The 21,581-nt window shown below is 71.3% G+C and carries 15 protein-coding genes; 8 read left to right on the top strand and 7 right to left on the bottom strand.

Annotation, left to right across the window (positions count from 1 at the left end; genetic code table 11):
• Positions 1 to 128 precede the first annotated feature (128 nt).
• Positions 129 to 854 carry a phosphatase PAP2 family protein gene (locus JGU66_05580; protein ID MBJ6760224.1) on the top strand — a complete coding sequence of 242 codons (726 nt, stop codon included), beginning with the start codon at positions 129 to 131 and terminating at the stop codon, positions 852 to 854.
• Here JGU66_05580 and JGU66_05575 read toward each other — a convergent pair.
• The gene (locus tag JGU66_05575) at positions 778 to 1,653 is read right to left on the bottom strand and encodes a lipase chaperone (GenBank protein ID MBJ6760223.1); all 876 of its coding nucleotides are present in this window, start codon (positions 1,651 to 1,653) and stop codon (positions 778 to 780) included. The two genes, JGU66_05580 and JGU66_05575, sit on opposite strands and share 77 nt — an antisense overlap.
• Before the next feature lie 263 nt (positions 1,654 to 1,916).
• Positions 1,917 to 2,846, bottom strand: a complete 930-nt coding sequence (locus JGU66_05570; GenBank protein MBJ6760222.1) for a triacylglycerol lipase — start codon at positions 2,844 to 2,846, stop codon at positions 1,917 to 1,919.
• 228 nt (positions 2,847 to 3,074) lie between these two features.
• Here JGU66_05570 and JGU66_05565 point away from each other — a divergent pair, with 228 nt between their 5' ends.
• The 4 genes from JGU66_05565 (at position 3,075) to JGU66_05550 (ending at position 10,017) form a co-directional block, all read left to right on the top strand.
• Positions 3,075 to 4,814 (top strand): histone deacetylase, encoded by a 1,740-nt coding sequence (locus JGU66_05565; protein MBJ6760221.1) that lies wholly within the window; start codon positions 3,075 to 3,077, stop codon positions 4,812 to 4,814.
• A gap of 44 nt (positions 4,815 to 4,858) precedes the next feature.
• The gene (locus JGU66_05560; protein MBJ6760220.1) at positions 4,859 to 5,518 is read left to right on the top strand and encodes an acyltransferase; all 660 of its coding nucleotides are present in this window, start codon (positions 4,859 to 4,861) and stop codon (positions 5,516 to 5,518) included.
• Positions 5,519 to 5,664: 146 nt separating this feature from the next.
• Positions 5,665 to 7,806, top strand: a complete 2,142-nt coding sequence (locus JGU66_05555) for a PAS domain S-box protein (protein ID MBJ6760219.1) — start codon at positions 5,665 to 5,667, stop codon at positions 7,804 to 7,806.
• Between the two features lie 153 nt (positions 7,807 to 7,959).
• Positions 7,960 to 10,017, top strand: coding sequence for a neutral/alkaline ceramidase (locus tag JGU66_05550; protein MBJ6760218.1), 2,058 nt, complete (start codon positions 7,960 to 7,962; stop codon positions 10,015 to 10,017).
• A gap of 3 nt (positions 10,018 to 10,020) precedes the next feature.
• Here the strand turns inward: JGU66_05550 and JGU66_05545 are convergent, their stop codons facing one another.
• Together JGU66_05545 and JGU66_05540 are read right to left on the bottom strand one after the other, a co-directional pair.
• A complete protein-coding gene (locus JGU66_05545; protein ID MBJ6760217.1) occupies positions 10,021 to 11,412 on the bottom strand; it encodes a protein kinase in 1,392 nt (463 codons plus the stop codon).
• A gap of 165 nt (positions 11,413 to 11,577) precedes the next feature.
• Complete coding sequence (locus JGU66_05540; protein MBJ6760216.1) at positions 11,578 to 12,657, bottom strand: DNA ligase; 1,080 nt, start codon at positions 12,655 to 12,657, stop codon at positions 11,578 to 11,580.
• A gap of 163 nt (positions 12,658 to 12,820) precedes the next feature.
• On the opposite strand from JGU66_05540, the gene JGU66_05535 reads away from it, so the two are divergent.
• Positions 12,821 to 13,333, top strand: coding sequence for a gluconokinase (locus tag JGU66_05535; GenBank protein MBJ6760215.1), 513 nt, complete (start codon positions 12,821 to 12,823; stop codon positions 13,331 to 13,333).
• On the opposite strand, the gene JGU66_05530 is transcribed toward JGU66_05535, so the two are convergent.
• Both JGU66_05530 and JGU66_05525 read right to left on the bottom strand, forming a co-directional pair.
• Positions 13,320 to 15,968 (bottom strand): ABC transporter permease, encoded by a 2,649-nt coding sequence (locus JGU66_05530; GenBank protein ID MBJ6760214.1) that lies wholly within the window; start codon positions 15,966 to 15,968, stop codon positions 13,320 to 13,322. The two genes, JGU66_05535 and JGU66_05530, sit on opposite strands and share 14 nt — an antisense overlap.
• Positions 15,969 to 15,991: 23 nt before the next feature.
• Positions 15,992 to 16,321, bottom strand: a complete 330-nt coding sequence (locus JGU66_05525) for a PadR family transcriptional regulator (GenBank protein ID MBJ6760213.1) — start codon at positions 16,319 to 16,321, stop codon at positions 15,992 to 15,994.
• A gap of 133 nt (positions 16,322 to 16,454) precedes the next feature.
• Here JGU66_05525 and JGU66_05520 point away from each other — a divergent pair, with 133 nt between their 5' ends.
• Positions 16,455 to 20,201 carry an isoleucine--tRNA ligase gene (locus tag JGU66_05520; protein ID MBJ6760212.1) on the top strand — a complete coding sequence of 1,249 codons (3,747 nt, stop codon included), beginning with the start codon at positions 16,455 to 16,457 and terminating at the stop codon, positions 20,199 to 20,201.
• 152 nt (positions 20,202 to 20,353) lie between these two features.
• On the opposite strand, the gene JGU66_05515 is transcribed toward JGU66_05520, so the two are convergent.
• A complete protein-coding gene (locus JGU66_05515; GenBank protein MBJ6760211.1) occupies positions 20,354 to 20,980 on the bottom strand; it encodes a hypothetical protein in 627 nt (208 codons plus the stop codon).
• Between the two features lie 118 nt (positions 20,981 to 21,098).
• Between JGU66_05515 and JGU66_05510 the strand changes: the two genes are divergently transcribed.
• On the top strand, positions 21,099 to 21,461 hold the full coding sequence (locus JGU66_05510) for a cupin (GenBank protein ID MBJ6760210.1): 363 nt from the start codon (positions 21,099 to 21,101) through the stop codon (positions 21,459 to 21,461).
• Positions 21,462 to 21,581: the final 120 nt, after the last annotated feature.

Below are 21,581 nucleotides of genomic sequence, written 5' to 3'. Positions count from 1 at the left end.
GCACGGAGTGGAACGACTGTTCGTGCGCCGGCTGCCAAGGCCGTCCTGTGTCTGGCGCCGTGTGCGGGGCACGGTCGTGCGCCGTTCGGATGGACAGACAGGCCTCGCGGGCGCCAGTGTCCTCGCGCATGGAGCAGCGGCAGGGTGTGTCCGGTGGCAGCGAGAAACGAGCACGGCGCATCGCGGGATGGACCGGAATCATCGTCAGCGCGCTGGGGTTCCTGGCCGCGGCGACCTCGGTGTCGCTGGGTGCGACGCAGTCGCTCGATGAGCGCGCGGTCCGGGCCTTGCGTCGCCCGGAGGATGTGTCGGTTCCTCGGGGCCCGCGCTGGATGGCGGAGGCCGCCCGCGACGTCACGTCCCTCGGGGGCGCGCCGGTCCTGACGCTCGTCACGGTGGGCGCGTGCGGCTTCCTGTGGAGCTCGCGGCGACGGCGCGACGCGGTGTGGCTCGGCAGCGGGGTGTTGCTGGGCTGGGGCCTCAACACGCTGTTCAAGTTCGCGGTGGGCCGACCCCGTCCCTCCGTGGTGCCGCACCTCGCGGCGGTGATGTCCTTCAGCTTCCCGAGCGGCCACGCGATGATGTCCGTCATCGTGTACCTGACGCTGGCCTGGGTCCTGGTCCCTCGCGCCGAGGACTCACGTCCGCGCGCCTATCTCCGCGGTGTGGCGCTCATGCTGTGTCTGCTCATCGGCGTCACGCGCGTGTACCTGGGCGTGCACTACCCCTCGGACGTGCTGGGCGGCTGGCTGGCCGGACTCGCGTGGATGCGGGTGCTCAGGGCGTGGGCTGCTGGGCCTGCGCGGCGTCCATCGCATCCAGGGCCTGAACACGCACGCGCTCCTCGGGACTGAACGAGTCGACCAGGAGTCGCTGGGCGGCGGCGGCCCGCTCGGAGGGATCCGCGATGCTCGCCGTCAGCGCCTGCCGCCTGGCTCGAAACGCCGTCAGCTTTCGTTGCCACTGCGCGCGCTCCTGGTCGAGCGCCTCCAAGCGCGCGGTGGCCTCCGGTCCCTCGGTGGAGAGCCGGTACTGATGCAGGTCCTCGGCGCTGGCGCCCGAGGCGACCAGCTCGCGCTCCGCGGCCTGCTGCTTCAAGGGATGCAGGGCCTCCTGGCGGAGCGCGCGCATGTCGGGGGGAAGTGTCTCCTCCAGGGCCTCGATGCGACGCGCGCGCTCCTCGGGAGACAGCGTCGCGTCCTTCTCCAGTCGCATGCGCTGGAGCGCCACGGCGTCGTGCTGCTCGTCCTCGGCGAAGAACGCGTCCGCGACCTCGGTGCCCAGCTGTTCGCGGCGCAAGCGGCGCACGGCTTCGAGTCGTCCGGCGACATCCTCCGGCCCGCTGCCCGCGGGGACCTCCAGCGTGCGCGCGGCCTGCCGATACGCCAGATAATCGTCCAGCACCCGCATGGCCTCATCCAGGGCGCTGGCCGGCAGCTTCGCCCGCATCGACGCGAGGATGCGCGCGCGCAGCGACTCGGGAGACTCCTCTCCGGTGGCGGAGAGGTAGTAGTCGAACAGCCGCCGCACGTCCGCGGACATCACCAGGTGGCCCGCTGCATCCACGCGCAGCGCCCCGTCCTCCGTGGTGTCCTGCAGCGAGCCGGGGACCGGCGCCGTCGAGGGCTCTCCCGTTCCCGCCGTCGCGCCCATCGGCGCGGCGACGCCAGGACGTGACGGAAGCGGCGCGGTCGAGGGTGGGGGCCCGCTCGGAAGGGGCGCGGTCGCGACAGCCTCGCGCTCCTGCACAGGAGTCGCGGTGCGCAGGACCAGCGTGGCGGCGCCCACGAGGACGACGAGCACGCCTCCCACGAGGATGGCGCGAGGCTTCACGGTGGTCGCTCCCCGGGCTGCGCGGAAGAGAAGGCGGGCGCGGCGGGCACATCCTCCCGCGCCGCGCCCCGGAGCGAAACGGCCTAGAGGCCCGCGGCCTTCAGGCGGTTGGCGTGCGCGCGGAACACGGACACCGGGCTCGACTCGAAGAGGTTGGTGAGCCCGAGCACCTGGTTCACCTCGTCCAGGTGGTTCATGCCGTAGTTGTCGCGCAGCACCGTGCCGAAGTGCGAGCTGCACCGGCCCACGAGGCCGTCGTTGCTCTCGCTGTAGAAGAACGCCGAGAGCCCCAGCGAGCCGTCACCCACGTCCAGCACGTTGGTCAGCACGGACGTGCCGGACCACGAGTAATAGCGCTGGCCGTTGGTGCCGGTGGCCGCGCCCTGTCCGCACGAAGCGGCCGGGACGCCCGCGGGGAACTTCGCGTTGTACGCCGCGGTGCCCGCCTGGGTCAGCGCATCCAGCCCCTTCACCGCGTCCTGCGGCGACGTGTGGCCCGACAGCAGCCCCAGCACCGTGCCCAGGCTGTTGGCGAAGTAGGCCAGCACGGACTCGCTGAAGCTGCCGCCCTTCACGTTGGACCGCAGGTACGTGGCCAGGTCCGCGCCCTTGTGCGGCGTGCCCACCGTCGTCACGGACGCCACCAGGTCCGGGCGCACCGCCGCCACGTAGCGCACGTCCAGGCCGCCGTGGCTGTGGCCAATCAGGTTCACCTTGCCGCAGCCCGTGCGGGCCACGATGTCCTGCACCTGCGCCAGCAGCGCCTCGCCGCGCGCCTCGCTCGAGTTGAACGACGGCACGTGCGTCACGTAGACGCGCGCCCCACCCGAGGCGAGCCCCGGGTTGATGCCGTAGAAGTAGTCCACCACTCCGAACAGCGAATCGAAGCCCGCCATGCCGTGCGCGAGCACGATGGGGTACCGGGTCTTCGTGTACGTATCCGCGGCGTGCGCCGGGAAGGAGACGAACAGCAACGCGGCGACGGCAACACAAAGGCTGCGAACGGCGTGCATGGCTACCTCCTGGGTGTGCAGGCCGCCAGCAGGGCGGTCCCGCCGGGCGCATGGGTTACTCTGGGTTTGACTTAGAAATCAACGGAACAGCCTGAAAATCTGTAAAGAACCCTCCATTCCGCTTTCTCAGGACAGGACATCGAGCCGCGTGCCCCTCTCATCCGTTTGCGGTGTTTCTCCTGGTTCGTCTCGTTCGGGTCCGGCAGCCTCGCCAGGGACGAGGCCTGAATGATTCGGGATTGGCTGGCGCGGCTGGGCGTGGGACGCGAGCGGGTGCCTGTCTTCTACGACGAGGCCTACCGGCTGCCGTTGTCCGCGGTGGAGTCCACCGTGGGCATCGAGCCGCGCGGCGTGGACTTCACCACGTGGTACCTCCTGGAGTCCGGCGTGGTGCGGGCATCGGACGTGCACCATCCGGAGCCGGTGTCCTATGGGCAGCTCGCGCGGGTGCACGAGGCGCGGTACCTGGAGTCGCTCGGGCAGCCGGAGACGCTGGCGCGCATCTACGCGGCGGACCCGTCCGAGGTGCCGGTGGACACGCTGCTCGACAACGTGCGCCGGGTGTGTGGCGGCACGCTGGGCGCCGCGCGGCTGGCGCTCTTGCGCCGAGGCCCCGCGGTGAACATGGCGGGCGGCTTCCACCACGCGGGCCCGGACCGCGGCGGGGGCTTCTGCGCGGTCAATGACATCGCGGTGGCGCTCGCGGAGCTGCGCGCGGAGGGCTTCGACGGACGCGTGGCGGTGCTGGACCTGGACGCGCACCCGCCGGATGGAACGGCCGCGTGCCTGGCGGGACACGAGCGCGTGTGGCTCGGCTCGGTGTCGGGCAGTGACTGGGGCGCGCTGCCCGCTGGCGTGGACGAGACACGGGTGCCCGAGCCGTGTGACGACGCGACGTATGTCTCGCTGGTGGAGCGGCTGCTGTCGCGCATGCCGCGCTCGGACCTGACGTTCGTCATCGCGGGCGGCGACGTGCTCGCGGGAGATCGCTTCGGGCGGGTGGGGCTGACGCTCGACGGCGCGCGCAAGCGGGACGTGGTGCTGGCCACCGCGCTGCGAGGGCGCTCCAGCGTGTGGTTGCCCGGAGGGGGTTACCACGCCGAGTCGTGGAAGGTGTTCGCCGGGACGGTGCTGGTGCTGTCGGGGCTGGCGAGCCGGCGCATCACCGCGCGGTATGACCCGCTGAGCGCGCGCTTCCAGCGCATCGCCCACCTGCTGACGCAGGAAGGGAGCACGCCGATGGAGGAGCCGCTGACGCTGGAGGATTTGGAGGGCTCGCTCGGCGTCGCGACGGACACGCGGCCCCGCGTGCTGGGCTACTACACGGCGCAGGCGGTGGAGTACGCGCTGTTCCGCTATGGCCTCTTGTCGCACGTGGAGCGCCTGGGCTACCGCCGGCTGCGCGTGGACGTGAGCGCGACAGGCGCGGGCGACCGAATCAAGGTGCTGGGGCATGCGGCGGGGCAGGAGCACCTGCTGACGGACTGCGTGCTGGAGCGCCGTCGCCTGGGCGGCGAGGACTTCCTCTTCGTCAACTGGCTCAGCCTGCGCCACCCGCGCGCCCGCTTCAGCGACCTGCGGCCACAACTCCCTGGCCAGGAAGTGCCGGGCCTGGGGCTGGGCCGCGAGGCGACGGAGATGCTGGCCACCATGGCGACGCGGCTGGGGCTGGCGGGCGTGGCGTTCCGGCCCATGTGGTTCCACCTGGCCGTGGTGGCGCGCTCCCGCTTCCGCTTCCTGGACCCCGCGCGCCAGGGGCGCTTCGAGGCGCTCCAGCGCGACCTGCTACCCCTGCCGTTGGTGGAGGCCACGCGCGCGCTCGCGGAGGGACGGGTGCGCCTGTTGGGCCAGCCGTACCGCTGGGAGCCAGACGACATGGTGTCTCGGCTCATGCCCGGGCAGGACGACAGCGCCACCATCGCCGCGGAGCGCGAGCGCTGCCACTTCACAGTGGAGGCCGGGGAGTGACGGCGGAGCCCCCAGCGCCGCGAGCGCCATGGTAGGCAGGCGGCGTGGACCTCGATGCGCGCCGACGTGAGCAGCACAAGCAGCGGCTGTCCTGGATGCCGTGGCTGTACTTCGTCCTCAAGCCACGCCACCGCGAGTGGGCCGCGGCGTGGCAGCGCGAGGTGCAGGACAACCTGCGCGAGTTGGAGACGGTGGAGATCGCCGAGGGCTGCTTCATCGCCCCCCAGGCGCGCATCTTCGCCGAGCTGGGGCGCACCGTGCGCCTGGGCCCCGGGTGCAGCATCGCGGCGGAGGCGTTCGTGCATGGGCCGGTGGAGCTGGGCCCCGGTGTGAGCATCAACGCGCGGGCGAGCGTGGATGGCGGCGCGGCGGGCATCCGCATCGGCGCGGGCTCGCGCATCGCCACCGGGGCGACCCTCTACGCCTTCGACCACGGCATGGCGCCGGACCGCGCGGTGCGCGACCAGCCCGTCACGTCGCGCGGCATCGTGATCGGCTCGGACGTCTGGGTGGGGGCGAACGCGGGCATCACGGACGGCGTCACCGTGGGAGACCACGCGGTGGTGGGCATGGGCGCCATCGTCACGAAGGACGTGCCGGAGTGGGCCATCGTGGGCGGCGTTCCGGCGCGCGTGCTGGGAGACCGGAGAAACCTGCCTCGCTCGGGAGCCCCGGGTGGGTGGGAACCGCCGGACAGCAAGTGATTCCCCCCCCATCCATTGACTTGGCAACATTCGCGGGACTTATGCTTCGGGCGAGGTTTCTCGGGACGGGGAACACGGCCTGTGTAGGCCGATGGTGACGGGCGGAAGTGGGATTTCGCATCCCAGGCCCAGGGGAGGAGACCGCGGTGTCGCAGGAGCAGCGCGAGACAGGGCGCTTTGATTCGTCCGGCGACGAGCCGGAGCCTTTTTGCACGGGCTGTGCGCGTGCCGTCGCGCCCGACGCCTCGGCCGCGCCCTCGGCTCGAGTTCGCGCCCACTTATCCTCCTCGCTGCTGCGCGAGGTCATCTTCGAGCTGGATGGCGACGGGCGCCTGGGCTTCGTTGGCGTGCCGTGGGAGCACCTGGTGGGGGCGCCCGCGGCGCTGTGGCAGGGCCGGCCGCTGGTGGAGATTTTCGATCCGGTGGACCGCGACACGGCGCGCGCCCTGCTGGAGGCGGCCCGCACGCGCGCCCCGCTGCCAGTGCGCCGCGAGCTGCGCCTCGACGGAGGCGTGGGCGTGCGCTGGGTGGAGCTGTCCGCCTCGGGCGTGCCCGGAGGCGCGGGCGACGTGGTGGGCACCCTGGTGGATGTCACCGCGCGCCGCCGCGCCGAGGATGCCGCCACCACGCGCGAGCGCTACCTGGAGGCCGTGGTGGAGGTGCAGCGGCGCCTGCTCGCGCCCGAGCCCTCTGGCGCGCTCTACGACGCCATCCTGGAGCCACTGGGCCAGGTCTCCGGCGCCAGCCGGGCGTATGTCTTCGAGTTCCACCGCGACAGTCAGGGCCGGCTGCTCCAGTCCCAGCGCGCCGAGTGGTGTGCCCCCGGCATCTCGCGCGAGCTGGACAACCCGGACACGCAGAACTTCCCCGTGGACGAGTCCTTCCGCGCCGAGCAGTCCGTGCGGCTGTGGCGCGGCGAGGCGGTGCAGGGCGTGCCCTGGGACTTCGCGCCCGGCATCGCGCCGGTGCTGGCGGAGCAGGGCATCCAGTCGCTGCTGATTCTGCCCCTGTGGGTGCACGGCGAGCTGTTCGGCTTCATCGGCTTCGACAACTGCGATGGCGCGCGCGCGTGGTCGCCCATGGAGGTCAACCTCCTGTCGGGCGCGGCCGGCGCATTGTCGCTGGCCCTGGAGCAGCGCACCGCGGATGCGCTGCGCGTGCGCACCGAGGCCACCCTGCGCCGCACCGAGGCGGGCTTCCACCTGCTCATCGAAGGCTTCCCGGACCCCGTGGTGGTGCACGCGGCGGGAGGCACGCTGCTCTCCGCCAACCCGGCCATGGTGCTCTACCTGGGCTATCAGGACCCAGCGGAGCTGCTCGGGCGCAACCTGCTGGAGCTGGTGCGCCCCGAGGACCGCGAGGCGGCGCGTCGCCACTTGAGCGAGGCGCAGGACGGCTCGCTGGCGGCCCGCGCGCAAGAGGTGCCGCTGCAGTGCCGGGATGGCTCGGTGGTGGTGGCGGACCTGGTGACGTTGGGCGTGCTCTTCGACGGCGCGCCCGCTCGCGTCACCGTCGCGCGCGACTTCACCGAGCGCAAGCGCGTGCAGGCCCAGCTCATGCTGGGGGACCGCATGGCCTCCATGGGCATGCTCGCGGCGGGCATCGCCCACGAGCTGAACAACCCGCTGGCCTACGTGCTCTCCAACCTGGAGTTCCTCAACCGGGCCCTCGGCGGACTTCCCCGCGCGCTGGCGGTGGAGGACCTGGTGGAGTGCCGCCAGGTGCTGGACGACGCGCGCGATGGCGCCGAGCGCATGCGGCAGATTGTCCGCCAGCTCAAGGTCTTCTCGCGCGTGGACGACGCGCACGAGGAGCCGGTGGACGTGCACCGCGTGCTGGACTCGGTGACGCAGATGGCGGCCAGCGAGATCCGCCCGCGCGCGCGGCTGGTGAAGGAGTACGGCGTGGTGCCGCCCGTGCGGGGCAACGAGGGCAAGCTGTTCCAGGTGTTCCTCAACCTCGTCATCAACGCGGCGCACTCCATCGACGAGGGGCGGATGGAGGCGAACGAGATTCGCCTCGTCACGCGCGAGGACACGCAGGGCCGCGTGCTGGTGGACGTGCGCGACACGGGCCGAGGCATCGCGCCCGAGCACCTGCGCCGCATCTTCGACCCCTTCTTCACCACCAAGGCTCCGGGGCTGGGCACCGGCCTGGGCCTGTCCATCTGCGACACCATCGTCCGCGCGCTGGGCGGCCTCATCTCCGTGGAGTCCGCGCTCGGGGTAGGCACCACCTTCCGCGTGGTGCTGGAGTCCTGCCCGTCTCGCGCTGTGCGCGTGGCGTAGCCGGCACCCTCGGTCTCGATTCCGCCGCGCCCTCCGGGGCCGGGTCAGTGTGACGCTCACGACGCGTGGCGCGCGCGCCCCTGTCCGAGCAGATCCTCCGTGGCCACCTTCTCGCGTGACGAAGGGGCCGTCCCCCTGGCCCCGGAGGATGTCATGCGCACACACCTCGTCGGACTCGGCCCGGCGCTCGGTCTCCTGCTCTGCGGGCTGGCGACCGTGAGCCACGCCGCGCCGCCCACGTCGTCGGGACTCGCGGAGTCGCCATGTGTGGGCTCGACCCAGTTCCTCGTGGGCGCCGCCCTCTCCGACATCACCGGCCCGGCGGCGGAGGTGGGGATGATGGGCTACGCGCAGGTGGCCCAGAAGACGGCGGGCATCCACCTGCGGCTGCGCTCGCGCGCGTTCGTCATCGCCTCGCCGTGCAATGGCAAGCGCGTGGTGTTCGTCAGCGCGGACCTGGGGATGGTGTTCCAGGCGGTGAAGCAGCAGGTGGTGGAGCGGCTGCGCGCGCGCTTCGGGGACCTGTACACGGAGGACAACGTCCTCTTGAGCGCCACGCACACGCATTCGGGGCCGGGCGGCTACTCGCACTACACGCTCTACAACCTCACCACGTTCGGCTTCGTGCCGCAGAACTTCGAGGCCATCGTCTCGGGCATCGTGGACTCCATCTCGCGAGCGCACGCGCGGCTCGCACCCGGCACGCTGCGCCTGGCGGCGGGCGAGCTGCTCGGGGCCAGTCGCAACCGCTCACCGCTGGCGTACCAGCTCAACCCGCCCGAGGAGCGCGAGCGCTACACCACGGACGTGGACACGCGCATGACGCTGCTGCGCCTGTCGCGGACGGACGGCAAGGAGGTGGGGCTCATCGACTGGTTCGCCGTGCACGCCACGTCCATGGGCAACGAGAACCACTTCATCAGCGGGGACAACAAGGGGCTCGCCGCGTACCTCTTCGAGCTGGCGCGAGGCACGCGCTACACGCCGGACTCGGACGCCTTCGTGGCCGCGTTCGCCAACGCCAATGAAGGGGACTCCTCGCCCAACGTGCTGGGCGGCACCAACGGTGGCGGCGTCGACGACTTCGAGGACACGGAGCTGTCCGCGCGCAAGCAGCACGACTTCGCCCTGCGGCTGTGGCTGGAGGCGCGCACGCCCGTCACGGGAGGCGTGGACTACCGGCACGTGTACGTGAAGATGGACGCGGTGGACGTGGCGCCGGCGTTCACGGATGGCGTGCCCCGGCGCACGTGTCCGGCCGCCATCGGCTTGTCCATGCTCGCGGGCGCCGAGGACGGTCCGGGCTTTGGCAGCGAGGGCGCGTCCTGCGCCTCCGTGCACGCGGTGTGGAGCCAGTTCACCTGCGCGGCCGTCACCACGCCGTGTCAGGGGGAGAAGCCCATCGTGCTGGAGATGGGCAGCATGCGCCCCTATCCCTGGACGCCCGAGGTGTTGCCCTTGCAGTTGGTCACCTTGGGCAACGTGGCGCTCGTCGCGGTGCCCTTCGAGCTGACGACCATGTCGGGGCGTCGGCTGCGCCAGACCGTGGCCGCGCGGCTGGCGCCGGCCGGGGTGACGGAGGTCGTCATCGCGGGGCTGTCGAACGCGTACGCGGGCTATGTCGCCACGCGGGAGGAGTACGCGCGGCAGGACTACGAGGGCGCCTCCACGCACTTCGGTCCGTGGACGCTGGCGGCCTTGCAGCAGGGCTTCGATGGGCTGGCCTCCGCGCTGCGCGACAGCCGGACGTTGGCGCCCGGGCCCGCGCCGCGCGACCTGCGTGGCGCGGTGGTGGGGCTCCAGCCCGGGGTGATGTTCGACGACAAGCTCCTGTGGGTGAACTTTGGTCAGGTCATCACCGACGCGAAGCCCGCCGCGGCGCGGGGCGACACGGTGACCGTCACCTTCTGGGGCGGACATCCGCGCAACGACCTCAAGCTCGGCGGCACGTTCATGCGGGTGCAGCGCCGCATGTACGACGGCACCTGGGTGGACGTGGCCTATGACTGGGATTGGGAGACGAAGTACCACTGGGAACGCGAGAACTGCGTGCCCACGCTGGGCTGCTCTCGCGTCGCGGTGAGCTGGCGCATCCCCCTCGACACGGTGCCGGGCATCTACCGGCTCATGCACGAGGGAGATTGGAAGTCGGGATGGGACGGGCGCGTGCGGCCCTACACCGGCACGTCCCGCTCCTTCACCGTGCGCTGAGCCTCAGGGCCTCGCCTCGCGTGGGCGGCCTCGCACCAGGGAACCGGGGCGAGGCGTGCGCGCGCGGTGGATGAGCATGCGCAGGTGCTCGGAGGGGTTGATGAACTGCACGCCCACGCCCGAGGACATGCCCCACTCGCGCGCCTGCCGCGCGTCCACGTGGCGCACCACCTCTCCGGCGCAGGGCACCTCTTCACCCTCCAGCAGGAGCGTGAACTCCAGGCGGGTGAAGAGCAGCGGGAAGGGCTCGGCGCAGCACATGAAGAGGCCGCCCTTGCTCAGCGCCGTGCAGTCCACGTCCACCGAGCCGGGCCCGGTGGGCCGGCTCACCCTCGCGCTCCAGGTGAGCGGCGGCGTCTGCAGCGAGGGAGTTTCCATGAGCGCCTCGGACTCGGGGACGTGGGTGGAGGATGCGGGGACCTGGGCCGCGGCGAGCAGCGCGTGCTTGAAGTCGAGCGCCGTGTCGAACCGGTCCTCGGGACGCCGCGCCAGTGCGCGCAGCAGGGCGTGGGACAGCGCCTCGGAGACCTGGGGCGCCAACTCGTGCGGGGCCAGCGGCGCCACGGGGCCGGTGGCCAGCATCAGCTCCGCCATCTGCCCGCGCTCGAAGGGGAGCTGGCCCGTGGCCATGTAGTAGGCGGTGACCGCGAGCGCGTAGATGTCCGCGCGCCCGTCCACCGGCTGGCCCGCCCACTGCTCCGGCGCCATGTACGCGGGCGTCCCCAGCACCATGCCCGCGGCCGTCTCGTCACCCGCCGACGCGCGCCGCGCCTTGGCCACGCCGAAGTCGAGCACCTTCATCGCGGGCGGAGCCTGGGCCTGCGTCACGACGAAGAGGTTGTCGGGCTTGAGGTCGCGGTGCACCACGCCCTGGCGATGGGCCGCGTCCAGCGCATCACACGCCTGCGCCAGCAGCGGCACCAGCGCCGAGGCCGGCATGGGCCGCGCGCACTGGGACAGCGGCACGCCCTCCAGGTACTCCATGACGAAGTAGTGGATGCCGCCCGGCTCCTCGCTGATGTCGAAGACGCGGACGATGTTGGGGTGCCCCACCACGTTGACCGTGCGCGCCTCCGCGTAGAAGCGCGCGCACAGCCACTCGTCCGAGCTCAGGTGCGGGTGCATCACCTTCACCGCCACGCGCGCGCCGATGAGCGTCTGCTCCCCCAGATAGACCGCGCCCATTCCCCCCACGCCCAGTCGCCGCACCAGCCGGTAGTGCCCGAGCGTGCGGCCGGTGAGGTCCACCGGCTCTGGCGTGGGCGCGGTCGCGGGCGAGGCGGATGCGGGAGGCGCCTCGGCGGACGCGGGTGCGCTCGCGCCGACCTGGGGCCACTCCACATGGCTGCACACCACGTCCTCGGCGTGCTCGGACAGACACAGTTCGCAGTGCATGGTCCCCCCGAGCAGACACCAGGACACGTGAACCCCGGTGCCATCACGGGCTCCGTACCGTCGTTCTCTAGACCGCGCGCGGGGCCGAGTGCGGCCGGACGGCGGTCGCAGTCGAGAGTTCGCGGTATTGCGATGACGGATACCGCACACCCGAACTGGCGGTGCTCAGGCCCGCGAGGCCTTGCGGCCCTTCTCCGCGCTGGCGGGGAAGGGCGCCGCGTCGATGCGCACGCCCACGTAGGACGGGAAGCGGGGCACGCCGTCGTTGGACAGCTCCTGGTAGCGGAACGTGATGATGGTGCCCACGGGCGGCGGCTCGCGCCGCTCGGCATCGGACAGGCCGGTGCCCACCGAGAAGCGCTTTCCATTGCGCAGCTCCACGTCCAGCGCGCCCAGCCGCCCCTTGTGTCGGCCGGCTCCGGGCAGGTGCGCCACCACGCGCGCCTCGTCGTCGTGGAAGCTCTTCACCTTGAGCAGCGTGTGCGAGCGACCCGCCTCGTAGCGCGAGCCGGGCTGACGCAGCATGAGCCCTTCACCCCCCAACCCCTCCACGCGAGCCAGCTCCTGGCGAAGCTGCTCCGTGCCCCGACACGGCTCGTGCTTGTGCCACGTGGCGTAGGGCGGCGCGTGCTTCTCCATCCACTGGCGGCAGCGCTCCAGGCGGGCCTCGAAGACCCCTTCCTCCGAGGGCGCGTCGAAGACGACGAAGGTCAATTCCTTCCAGTCGTCGCTCTTGTCCTGCCGGCGCGCGATGCTCACCGTGCGCTGGAAGCGCTTGCGCCCGCCGAACAGCTCTCCATCGAGCGGGAAGTCCGGCAGCTTCGCGGTGAACCACTCGGGGGCGTGGAACTCGTTGCCCAGGCGCGACCAGAACTTCTTGCCGTCCCAGTATGCCCGCACACCGTCGAGCTTCTCGCTCATCCACCAGCCGGTGAGGTCCACGTCGTTCTCCCAGGAGTGGGCCAGCAGGAGGGGCGGGGCCTTGTCCGCGGCCTCCTCCGCGTCTCCCGAGGCAGCAGTGCTCGCGCGGGGCGCGGGCGACGCGGGCGAGCCCACCCGAGCGTCCTCCGCGGCGTCACCGCGCAGCTTCCGCAAATGCTTGCAGGTGCGCCGCTCGATGGCGATGGACTGGTTGCGCCACGCGGGACACGAGCAGGAGTACACCCCGCCAGTGTTCTTCAGGACATACGGCTTCGACCCCGAGCCCTGCATCAAGTGCTGCTCACCGTCCGCGATGTCGGCCATGGCGTCTCCCCTCCGTGCCGCGTCCTTCGCGGCGATGGAAGAAAGATTACCAAGCACGTCTGACATTCCCCTGGCACTCCGAGTGCGCGGGGGTGGCGCGGGACGGCGAGGCGCGCCACCCTCCTTGCGGGCCGCGGGTGCGGCTTTCGGGAGGCATGCCGGCATGGTGGTCACCCTCATGGGCGTCTCGGGCTCGGGGAAGACGACGGTGGGCCGCCTGCTCGCGGAGCGCCTCGGGTGGTGCTTCGTGGACGCGGATGACCTGCACCCCCCCGAGAATGTGCGGAAGATGGCCTCGGGCCAGGCGCTGACCGACGAGGACCGAGCGCCCTGGCTCGACCGGGTGATGGGCCGGGTGACGGACGCGCTGAGCCGCGGAGAGGACCTGGTGCTGGCGTGCTCGGCGCTGCGTGCCTCCTACCGCTCGCGTCTCACGGTGGACCCCGGCCAGCAGCGTTGGGTGTCGCTGTATGCGCCGCGCGAGGTCATCGCGAAGCGGTTGTTCGAGCGCACCGGCCACTTCATGCCGCCCGTGCTCCTGGACAGTCAGCTGGCGCTGCTCGAGTCACCCGCGGACGCGCTGGTCGTCGACGTCACGCCTCCGCCCGACGACGTCGCGAAGGCCATCATCGATGGCCTGGGGCTCGTGCCCCATCCGGACGTCAGTCGCCCTTGATGGCGAGGAGCGGATCCACCTGGGTGGCGCGCCGAGACGGAATCCAACTCGCCGCCAGCGCGACGGTGGTCAGCGCGAGCGCCACGCCGACGAACGTGGACGGGTCCGTCTCACTCACGCCGTACAGCAGCCCGCGCAGGAGCCGCGTCAGCGCCAGTGCTCCCGCCAATCCCACGCCCACGCCCGGCAGGACGGCCCGCATCGCGTCGCGCAGCACCATGGCGCGCACGGCCCCAGGCCTCGCGCCCAACGCCATGCGGATGCCCAGCTCACGCTGACGCTGTGCCACCGAGTAGGCCAGCACGCCGTAGATGCCCACGGCCGCGAGGAACAGCGCCAGGGAGGCGAAGCCGGTGATGAGCACCGCGAGCAACCGGCGCGACGCCACCGAGCCCGTCACCAGGTCGGCCATGAACGACACCTCCACGGGCGCGTCCGGGTCGGTCGCGCGCACCACGGCGCGCACGCGAGGCCCCAGCTCGGCCAGCGGACCCGCGGCGCGCACGAGCACGGTGGCGCCGGCCATCAGTCGCTCGGGGCGCTGTGACTGCGGGACGAAGAGCTGCGGCTTGGGGGCGGCATCGAGCCCGTCCTGGCGCATGTCGCCGACCACGCCCACCACGGTCATCCACTCGGTCTTGTGCGCGTCCATGCCGGGCAGGCGGATGCGGTGCCCGAGCGGGTCGGAGCCCGGCCAGTAGCGCTCCGCCATGGCGCGGTTGATGAGGGCGACATGGGGGGAGCCCGGGCGGTCCTCTTCCTCGCTCAAGGCCCGGCCGCGCAAGAGCGGCACGCCCAGCGTGGCGAACGCGTTCGTGTCCACGATGTGATAGCCCGCCGAGCCCGCGACGGCCGTTCCGTCATCCACCATGAAGCCCGACGTCATGGACATTCCGCTGAGCGGAACCTGGTTGATGACGCCCACCGACTCCACACCGGGCAGCGCGCGAAGCTCCCGCGTCAGCCGCTCGTAGAAGTCACGCACGCGATCGCCGTCACCGTAGGGGCTGCCCTCCTTGCCATAGCGGGACTCGGGCAAGGAGACCTCGGCCATGAGCACGCGCTCGGGACGGAAGCCCGGATCCTCGCCGAGCAGCGCATTCAGGCTCTTGAGCAGGAGCCCCGCGCCCACGAGCAGCATCAGCGCCAGCGCCACCTCCGCGCTGATGAGCACCGCGCGCCCGCGCAGCCGGCCGCCCCCGGTACCGGACGGTCCCTGCGCCATGGCGCCGCGCAGGTCGCGCGTGACGTGCAGCGCGGGCGCGCTCCCCACCGCGAGCCCCGTCAGCAGCGACACCGCCAGCGCGAAGCCGAGCATGCGCCCATCCAGCGTCGGCGCGGCCAAGGTGGACAGCGGAGAGACACCCGCGCCGAGCAGGTGCAACAGCGCCACCGCGATCCCCACGCCCAGCGCTCCGCCCGCGAAGGACAACACCAGACTCTCCACCAACAACTGGCGCAGCAGCCGCCCTCGTCCCGCGCCCAGCGCCGAGCGGATGGCCAGCTCGCGTTGCCGAGCCTGCGCCCGAGCCAGCCCCGCGCTCGTCAGGTTGACGCAAGCCACGAGCAGCACCAGCCCCACCGAGCCCAGCAGCACGAGCAGCGGCGTGCGGCTCTCGCGGGACAGGAAGGTCTGGAGCGGCGTGACGGTGACGCCCTCCGCGTCCATCTCCGTCCCCAGCTCGGCCTTCAGGCTCGCGAAGCGCGGCGCCAGCTCCACGCCCAGCCGCTCAGGAGTGACGCCAGGACGCAGACGGCCCACCACGCTCCAGTTGTGCGCGGTGCGATGTGGATTGGTGTCCACGTAGGCCAGCCACACGTCCACCCCCGCGGGGAACTGGAAGCCCTGCGGCATCACGCCCACGACGCGCGTCTCGCCCGAGCCGAGCCGCAGCGTGCGCCCCACCCAGCTCGGATCTCCCCCGAGCACCTGCTGCCAGAAGCGGTGGCTCACCACGGCGGCGGGAGGCTGGCCTTTGGCGCCCTCGTCGGAGGCGAAGCCGCGCCCCAACAGCGGGCGGATGCCCATCACATCGAAGAAGCGCGGGCTCACCAGCGCGGACGGCGAGCGCCGTGGCTCCATGCCACCCAGCACCGTGACGGTGTCTTCCCCGTAGGTCGCCACGGACGCGAGCCCCGTGCCGTGCTCCTCCACCTCGTGGAAGTTGGCGCCCGCGAAGTGCATCTCGGCGTACTTCCGGTTGGTCTCGTGGAGCACCACCAACTGTCCAGCATCCGGGAAGGGCAGGGGGCGCAGCAGCGCGGCGTCCACGCCGGAGAACACGGCCACGGTCGCCCCGATGCCCAGCGCGAGCGTGAGGAGCGCCACGGCCGTATACGCGGGACTGCGCCGCAGCGACCGGAGCGCCAGCCGCACATCGCGGCCCGCGTCCTCCAGCACGCGAAGGCCGCGAGCGTCGCGCGCCGCCTCCTTGGCGCGGGCCTCGCCGCCGAACTCACGCTGGGCCCGCGCGCGGGCCTCCTCGGCGGACAGCCCCTGGCGCATCAGGTGCTCCACCTCCATCTCCAGGTGGAAGCGCAGCTCTTCGTCCAGCTCACGCTCCAGCGCGCCCCGGTCGAAGAGGGCACGCAGGCGGCGCGTCAGTCGGTGTCTCAGATTGGACAGGTCGGACATGGCGGGCTCGCGAGGGGGGCGAATCAGGTGGGGGAGAGCTGCATCACGCGCTGCACGGCCTTCACGAACTCCAGCCAGCCCGCGGTCTCTCGCTCGAGCTGCCGGCGCCCCTCGGCGCTCAGCGTGTAGAAGCGGGCGCGGCGGTTGTTCTCGGACACGCCCCACTTCGCGTGGATCCACCCCCGGTCCTCCAGCCGGTGCAGCGCCGGGTAGAGGGCCCCCTGGTTGAGCTGGAGGATGTCTCGCGACGTCTCTCGGATGTGGTGGGAGATGCCCCAGCCATGCTTCGCCCCCGCCGTCAACGTCTGGAGGATGAGCATGTCGACCGTGCCAGGGATGCGGTCGATGGGGATGTCGGGCCGGCTCTTGGTGTCAGTCACTGACAGGAGTCTGTAGGCTCTCCTGTCAACCGTCAACAGGAGCACTGGTGGACGTGGGGGCTCGGAGAGGGTGGAAACGGGTGCTCCGGGTGGTATCAACGCCCCCATGCCTGACTCGTCCCCGCCCCTGTTCAACACGGTGCCCGTGGAGATGGACTTCCCCGCCGAGGAGCGCCGAATCCTCGCGTTCTGGAAGGACCGCCGCATCTTCGAGCGCTCGCTCGAGGCCCGTCAGGGAGCCCCCTCCTTCGTGTTCTACGAGGGCCCGCCCACCGCGAACGGCCTGCCGCACAACGGCCACGTCCTCACCCGCGTCATCAAGGACCTGTTCCCCCGCTTCCAGACGATGCGCGGCTTCCAGGTGCCTCGGAAGGCCGGCTGGGACACCCACGGTCTGCCGGTGGAGGTGGAGGTCGAGAAGGAGCTGCGCATCCACGGCAAGGCGGAGATCGAGCGCTACGGCGTGGAGCCGTTCACCGAGCGCTGCATCGAGTCTGTCTTCCGCTACACGACGGAGTGGGAGCGGCTGACGGAGCGCATCGGCTTCTGGGTGGACCTGAAGACGGCCTACGTCACCTATCACCGCACCTTCGTGGAGAGCGTGTGGTGGGCGCTGGCGGAGCTGTTCCGCAAGGGCCTGCTGTACCAGGGCCACAAGGTGGTGTGGTGGTGGCCGCGCGGCGGCACCGCGCTCAGCGCCGCCGAGGTGGGCCTGGGCTACAAGACGGTGGACGACCCGAGCGTCTACGTGGCCTTCTCGCTGCGCGACACGCCGGACACCGCGCTGCTCATCTGGACGACGACGCCCTGGACGCTGCCGTCCAACATGTACGCGGCCGTCAACCCGTCGCTGGACTACGTCACGGTGGACGCGGGAGACCGCAAGCTCATCCTGGCGGCGGGACAACGCGAGGAGCTGGCCAAGAAGCTGAAGAAGGACCTGCCCATCCTCTCGACGCAGAAGGGCAGCGCGCTGGTGGGGACGCGCTACGTGCCGCCGTTCCCGGACGTGTACTTCCAGCGCTTCGGCGACGTGATGTTGCCGCTGAAGGATGGGGGCTCGGATGCGCGGGCGTGGCGCGTGGTGGGCGCGGACTTCGTCACGCTGGGCAGCGGCACGGGCATCGTGCACACGGCGCCCGCGTTCGGTGAGGACGACTACGACGCCTTCCGCAAGGACCGCGCGCGCTTCGTCCAGCCGGATGACGCGGAGCTGTTCTGCGCGGTGAAGCCGGACGGCACCTTCTCCGAGGAGGTGCCGCTCGTCACGGGCCGCTTCGTGAAGGACGCGGACAAGGACCTGCAGCGCAACCTGAAGGAGCGCGGCCTGCTGGTGCTCGCCGAGCAGTACCGGCACGAGTACCCGTTCTGCTGGCGCGCGGACGAGGATCCGCTCATCCAGTACGCGCGGCCCGCCTGGTACATCCGCACCACGTCGGTCATCGAGGAGGCCAAGGCCAACAACCGCGAGGTGAACTGGGTTCCGGAGCACATCAAGGAAGGCCGCTTCGGCGACTTCCTGGCGCACAACGTGGACTGGGCCCTGTCGCGCGAGCGCTACTGGGGCACCACGCTGCCGCTGTGGATCCACTCGGAGACGGGCGAGGTGGAGTCGATCCCCTCGCTCCAGGAGCTGCGCTCGAAGCCGGGCAACAACCTGGCGGCGGTCGAGGCCGAGCTGCACGCGTTCCTCAAGGGCAAGCCGCACGAGTCCAACGCCGAGCACCTCATCGTCCACAAACCGTGGATCGACAAGGTGACGTACGAGAAGCCGGGCACGCCGGGGCGCTTCCAGCGCGTGCCCGAGGTGGTGGACGTCTGGTTTGACTCGGGCTGTATGCCTTTCGCGCAGTGGGGCTTCCCTCACGCGCCGGGCTCGCGCGAGGCGTTCAATCGCGCGTTCCCCGCGGACTTCATCTCCGAGGCCATCGACCAGACGCGCGGCTGGTTCTATTCGCTGCTCATGGTCAGCACGCTGCTCTTCGACAAGGAGACGCAGGAGCGCATGGGCGTGACGCCGCCGCGCGACCTGCCGATGCCGTACAAGAGCTGCATCGTGCTCGGCCACGTCTCGGACAAGGAGGGCAAGAAGGAGTCCAAGTCCAAGGGCAACTACACGCCGCCGGAAATCATCCTGGATGACGTGCGGATGGACTTCGCGGTGCTGTCCGCCGCCGAGGTCGGCGCGCAGGGCGAGGCGGGCGTGGCGCTCATCGCGCGCGAGGACCTGGAGGGCCTGGACGTCCAGGAGGGCGCGCGGGTGAAGTTGTTCCGCCCGGACCGGCCGGACGTCGTGGTCTCCGTGACGGTGAAGGTGCACAAGAAGCTCAAGCGCCGCGTGGTGTTGCTGGCCCCGGCCGAGCTGACGACGCTCGGTGTGGCGCCGTCGAAGCGCGGGGCGGACGTCATGCCGGTGGAGGTGCCTCGGCTGGCGGCCTCGGAGCGCGTGACGATGCAGGACCCGGCCAGCACTGCGCCGGGCGCGGACGCGTTCCGCTGGTTCTTCTACGCGGCGAGCCCCACGTGGTCGAACACGCGCCACTCGCTGTCGAACGTGCGCATGTTGCAGAAGGACTTCCAGGTCAAACTGCGCAATGTCTATTCATTCTTCACCATCTACGCGAACCTGGATGGCTTCAACCCGGCGGCGGGCAACGCGGACGCGGCGGACATGCCGTGGAAGGCGTTGGCTCGGAGCCAGGGCTGGCGCGAGGTGAAGGCGCGGCCGGTGCTGGACCGTTGGATCCTCTCCGAGGTGCACCTCACGCTGCGCGAGGTGACGAAGGCGCTGGACACGTATCAGGTCTACGACGCGGCCCAGCGCATGGTGGCGTTGGTGGATGCGCTGTCCAACTGGTACGTGCGGCGCGGTCGCTCGCGCTTCTGGGCGCCGGGCTTCGAGCAGGACAAGCGCGACGCGTACTTCACGCTGTACGAGGCGCTGACGACGATTACGGGCATGGCCGCGCCCTTCATCCCGTTCTTCGCGGACGAGATGTGGGGGAACCTGGTGCGCAAGCCGTGGCCCACGTCGCAGCCGGAGAGCGTGCACCTCGCCCGCTTCCCGGAGGTGGACGCGAGCCTCATCGACGAGGCGCTCGCCTCGGAGATGGGCGCGGTGCGCGAGCTGGTGTCGTTGGGCTTGAAGGTGCGCACGGACAACCGGCTGAAGGTGCGCCAGCCGCTGGGGCGCGCGGACGTCATCCTGGCGCGGAGCGAGCTGCGCGAGCGCGTGGCGGTGTACCGGGACCTCATCGCGGACGAGCTGAACGTGCACGCGGTGCAGTTCGTGGAGCCGGGGAGCGCGGAGGCGGACGTGGTGCGCTTCCGGGTGCGCCCCAACCTGCGCGCGGTGGGCGGACGGCTCGGGCCCAAGCTGGCGCCGGTGCGCAAGGCGTTCGACACGGGCGACGCGCGAGCGCTGCACCGCGAGCTGCTGACCACGGGCAAGGTGGTCATCCAGCTCGGGGACGAGTCGCTGTCGTTCTCGGGTGACGACCTGGAGACGCTGGTGGAGGCGAACCCGGGCTACGCCGCCGCGGGAGCGGGCGTGGGCGTGGTGGTGCTGCACACCGAGCTGACCGAGGCCCTGGTGGACGAGGGGCTCGTGCGCGAGCTGCTCGCCCGCGTGCAGGCCGCGCGCAAGGACATGAACCTGGGCTACGCGGACCGGGTCCGGCTGTGGGTGGACGGCGACGAGCGCGTGAAGCGAGTCACGCGCGAGTCCCACGACCTCATCGCCGCCGAGACGCTCGCCGCGAACATCCACGTGGGCCCCGAGGGCCTCACGGGCCAGGAGGAGGAGTTCAACCTCAACGGCCTGCCCGCGCGTATCCGGGTGGAGCGCGCCTGAGCCGGTGAAGGAACGGGGAGGGCGTTCGCGGCAGTCTCACGCGGACGCTCTCCCGAGCTTGTCAGTCATTGCGGAAGGCTTGGTGCCGGGCCGAGCGGGTGATTGTCTGGGGTTCGGCTCAGGTCCGGCTCAAAGGCATACAGCGAGGGGCTTCAGGGCAGTCGCTCGACGGTGGCGCCCAGGCGCTCCAGCAGCTCGCGGTACCACGTGAAGGCGCGCTCGGTGCGGCTCCCCAGCTCCTTCGAGCCCCAGAGCAGCGTCATCGTGCGGCGCGTGTCCGCGTTCGTCTTGGTGCGCTGCGCGTCCTTGACGGCGTTGGCGCAGGGACCCTGGGCATCGAACAGACACAGCAGACCCTCCAGGTCGATGGTCTGGCCCGAGGCGTTGAAGATGTATTGGTCGCCCGTGATGGCGGTGCCCACTCGGAAGGGCGCCTGGGCGCGGTCGAGGTCCACCACGCTGATGGGCAATCCGCTGTGCAGCGACACGGCGTTGCAGGCGTCCACCGCGGCGTTGATGGTGCCCAGCGAGCCGTCACCCGCCGCGCGAACCAGGTACTCGGAGGCGGGCTTGCCTCGGCCGGTGGGCTTGTAGCCGCCGTGGCGCAGCAGGTCTCGCACGGCGCCTCGCACGGCGTCGTCGGACGCGAGCGGCGCGGACGCGTCCGCCTTGAGGAGGGCCGCGAGCCACTCGGGAGAGGGCAGGGCGCTCAGCGGGGCGGGGAACGTGGAGGTGAAGGCGACGAGGTCGAGGAGCGGATGGGGATCGACGGTCAGCACGCGCGGCACTCTACGCCATCCCGATGCGCACCGAGCCGGGGCCGGGCGCACCCTGCTCGGCGAGGCGAGGCGCTGGTAGGGTCTCGGAGGACGAGACATCCCGTCTCCGGAGTGAGTCATGCCGACGCTGATTCCAGCCCCCACCCGTGTCACGGCGGTGGGCAACAAGCCGAAGCTCATCGACGAATACATCGGTCGGCGGAACTCGAAGACGACCCACCTCAGCGTGGCCCACATGCGCAGCCCAGGTGGGTGGGAGGAGCCCGGCCAGACGCCCGAGTTCCGTGAAATCACCCTGGTGCTGGATGGCCTCCTGCGGGTGGAGCACAAGGGTGGGACGCTCGACGTGCTGGCGGGGCAGGCCGTCATCTGCGAGCCCGGGGAGTGGGTCCGCTACAGCACGCCGGACGAGGAGGGCGCCGAGTACGTCGCCATCTGCATGCCGGCCTTCTCGCCGGGGACGGTCCACCGGGACGCGTGACGGCCCTCCAAGAGGGGCGGTAGGGGGCGGCCTGCCCGGTCGGGTGGAAGGACCGGGAGGCGCCGTGGGTTCGGAACAGTCCCGCCTGAGCGCCGCCCGTGGCATAAGGGCGCCCCCGAA

The sequence above is a fragment of the Myxococcaceae bacterium JPH2 genome, from assembly GCA_016458225.1.
GTDB lineage: Bacteria > Myxococcota > Myxococcia > Myxococcales > Myxococcaceae > Citreicoccus.
The sequence above is the reverse complement of the archived record's forward strand: the minus strand, read 5'-3'. Positions and strand labels throughout refer to the sequence as shown.

Coding starts and splice junctions, on each gene's coding strand:
- JGU66_05520 (MBJ6760212.1), top strand. CDS start 16,455: ATGCCTGACTCGTCCCCGCCCCTGTTCAACACGGTGCCCGTGGAGATG.
- JGU66_05565 (MBJ6760221.1), top strand. CDS start 3,075: ATGATTCGGGATTGGCTGGCGCGGCTGGGCGTGGGACGCGAGCGGGTG.
- JGU66_05535 (MBJ6760215.1), top strand. CDS start 12,821: ATGGTGGTCACCCTCATGGGCGTCTCGGGCTCGGGGAAGACGACGGTG.
- JGU66_05575 (MBJ6760223.1), bottom strand. CDS start 1,653: ATGGGCGCGACGGCGGGAACGGGAGAGCCCTCGACGGCGCCGGTCCCC.
- JGU66_05570 (MBJ6760222.1), bottom strand. CDS start 2,846: ATGCACGCCGTTCGCAGCCTTTGTGTTGCCGTCGCCGCGTTGCTGTTC.
- JGU66_05550 (MBJ6760218.1), top strand. CDS start 7,960: ATGCGCACACACCTCGTCGGACTCGGCCCGGCGCTCGGTCTCCTGCTC.
- JGU66_05580 (MBJ6760224.1), top strand. CDS start 129: ATGGAGCAGCGGCAGGGTGTGTCCGGTGGCAGCGAGAAACGAGCACGG.
- JGU66_05545 (MBJ6760217.1), bottom strand. CDS start 11,412: ATGCACTGCGAACTGTGTCTGTCCGAGCACGCCGAGGACGTGGTGTGC.
- JGU66_05510 (MBJ6760210.1), top strand. CDS start 21,099: ATGCCGACGCTGATTCCAGCCCCCACCCGTGTCACGGCGGTGGGCAAC.
- JGU66_05530 (MBJ6760214.1), bottom strand. CDS start 15,968: ATGTCCGACCTGTCCAATCTGAGACACCGACTGACGCGCCGCCTGCGT.
- JGU66_05540 (MBJ6760216.1), bottom strand. CDS start 12,657: ATGGCCGACATCGCGGACGGTGAGCAGCACTTGATGCAGGGCTCGGGG.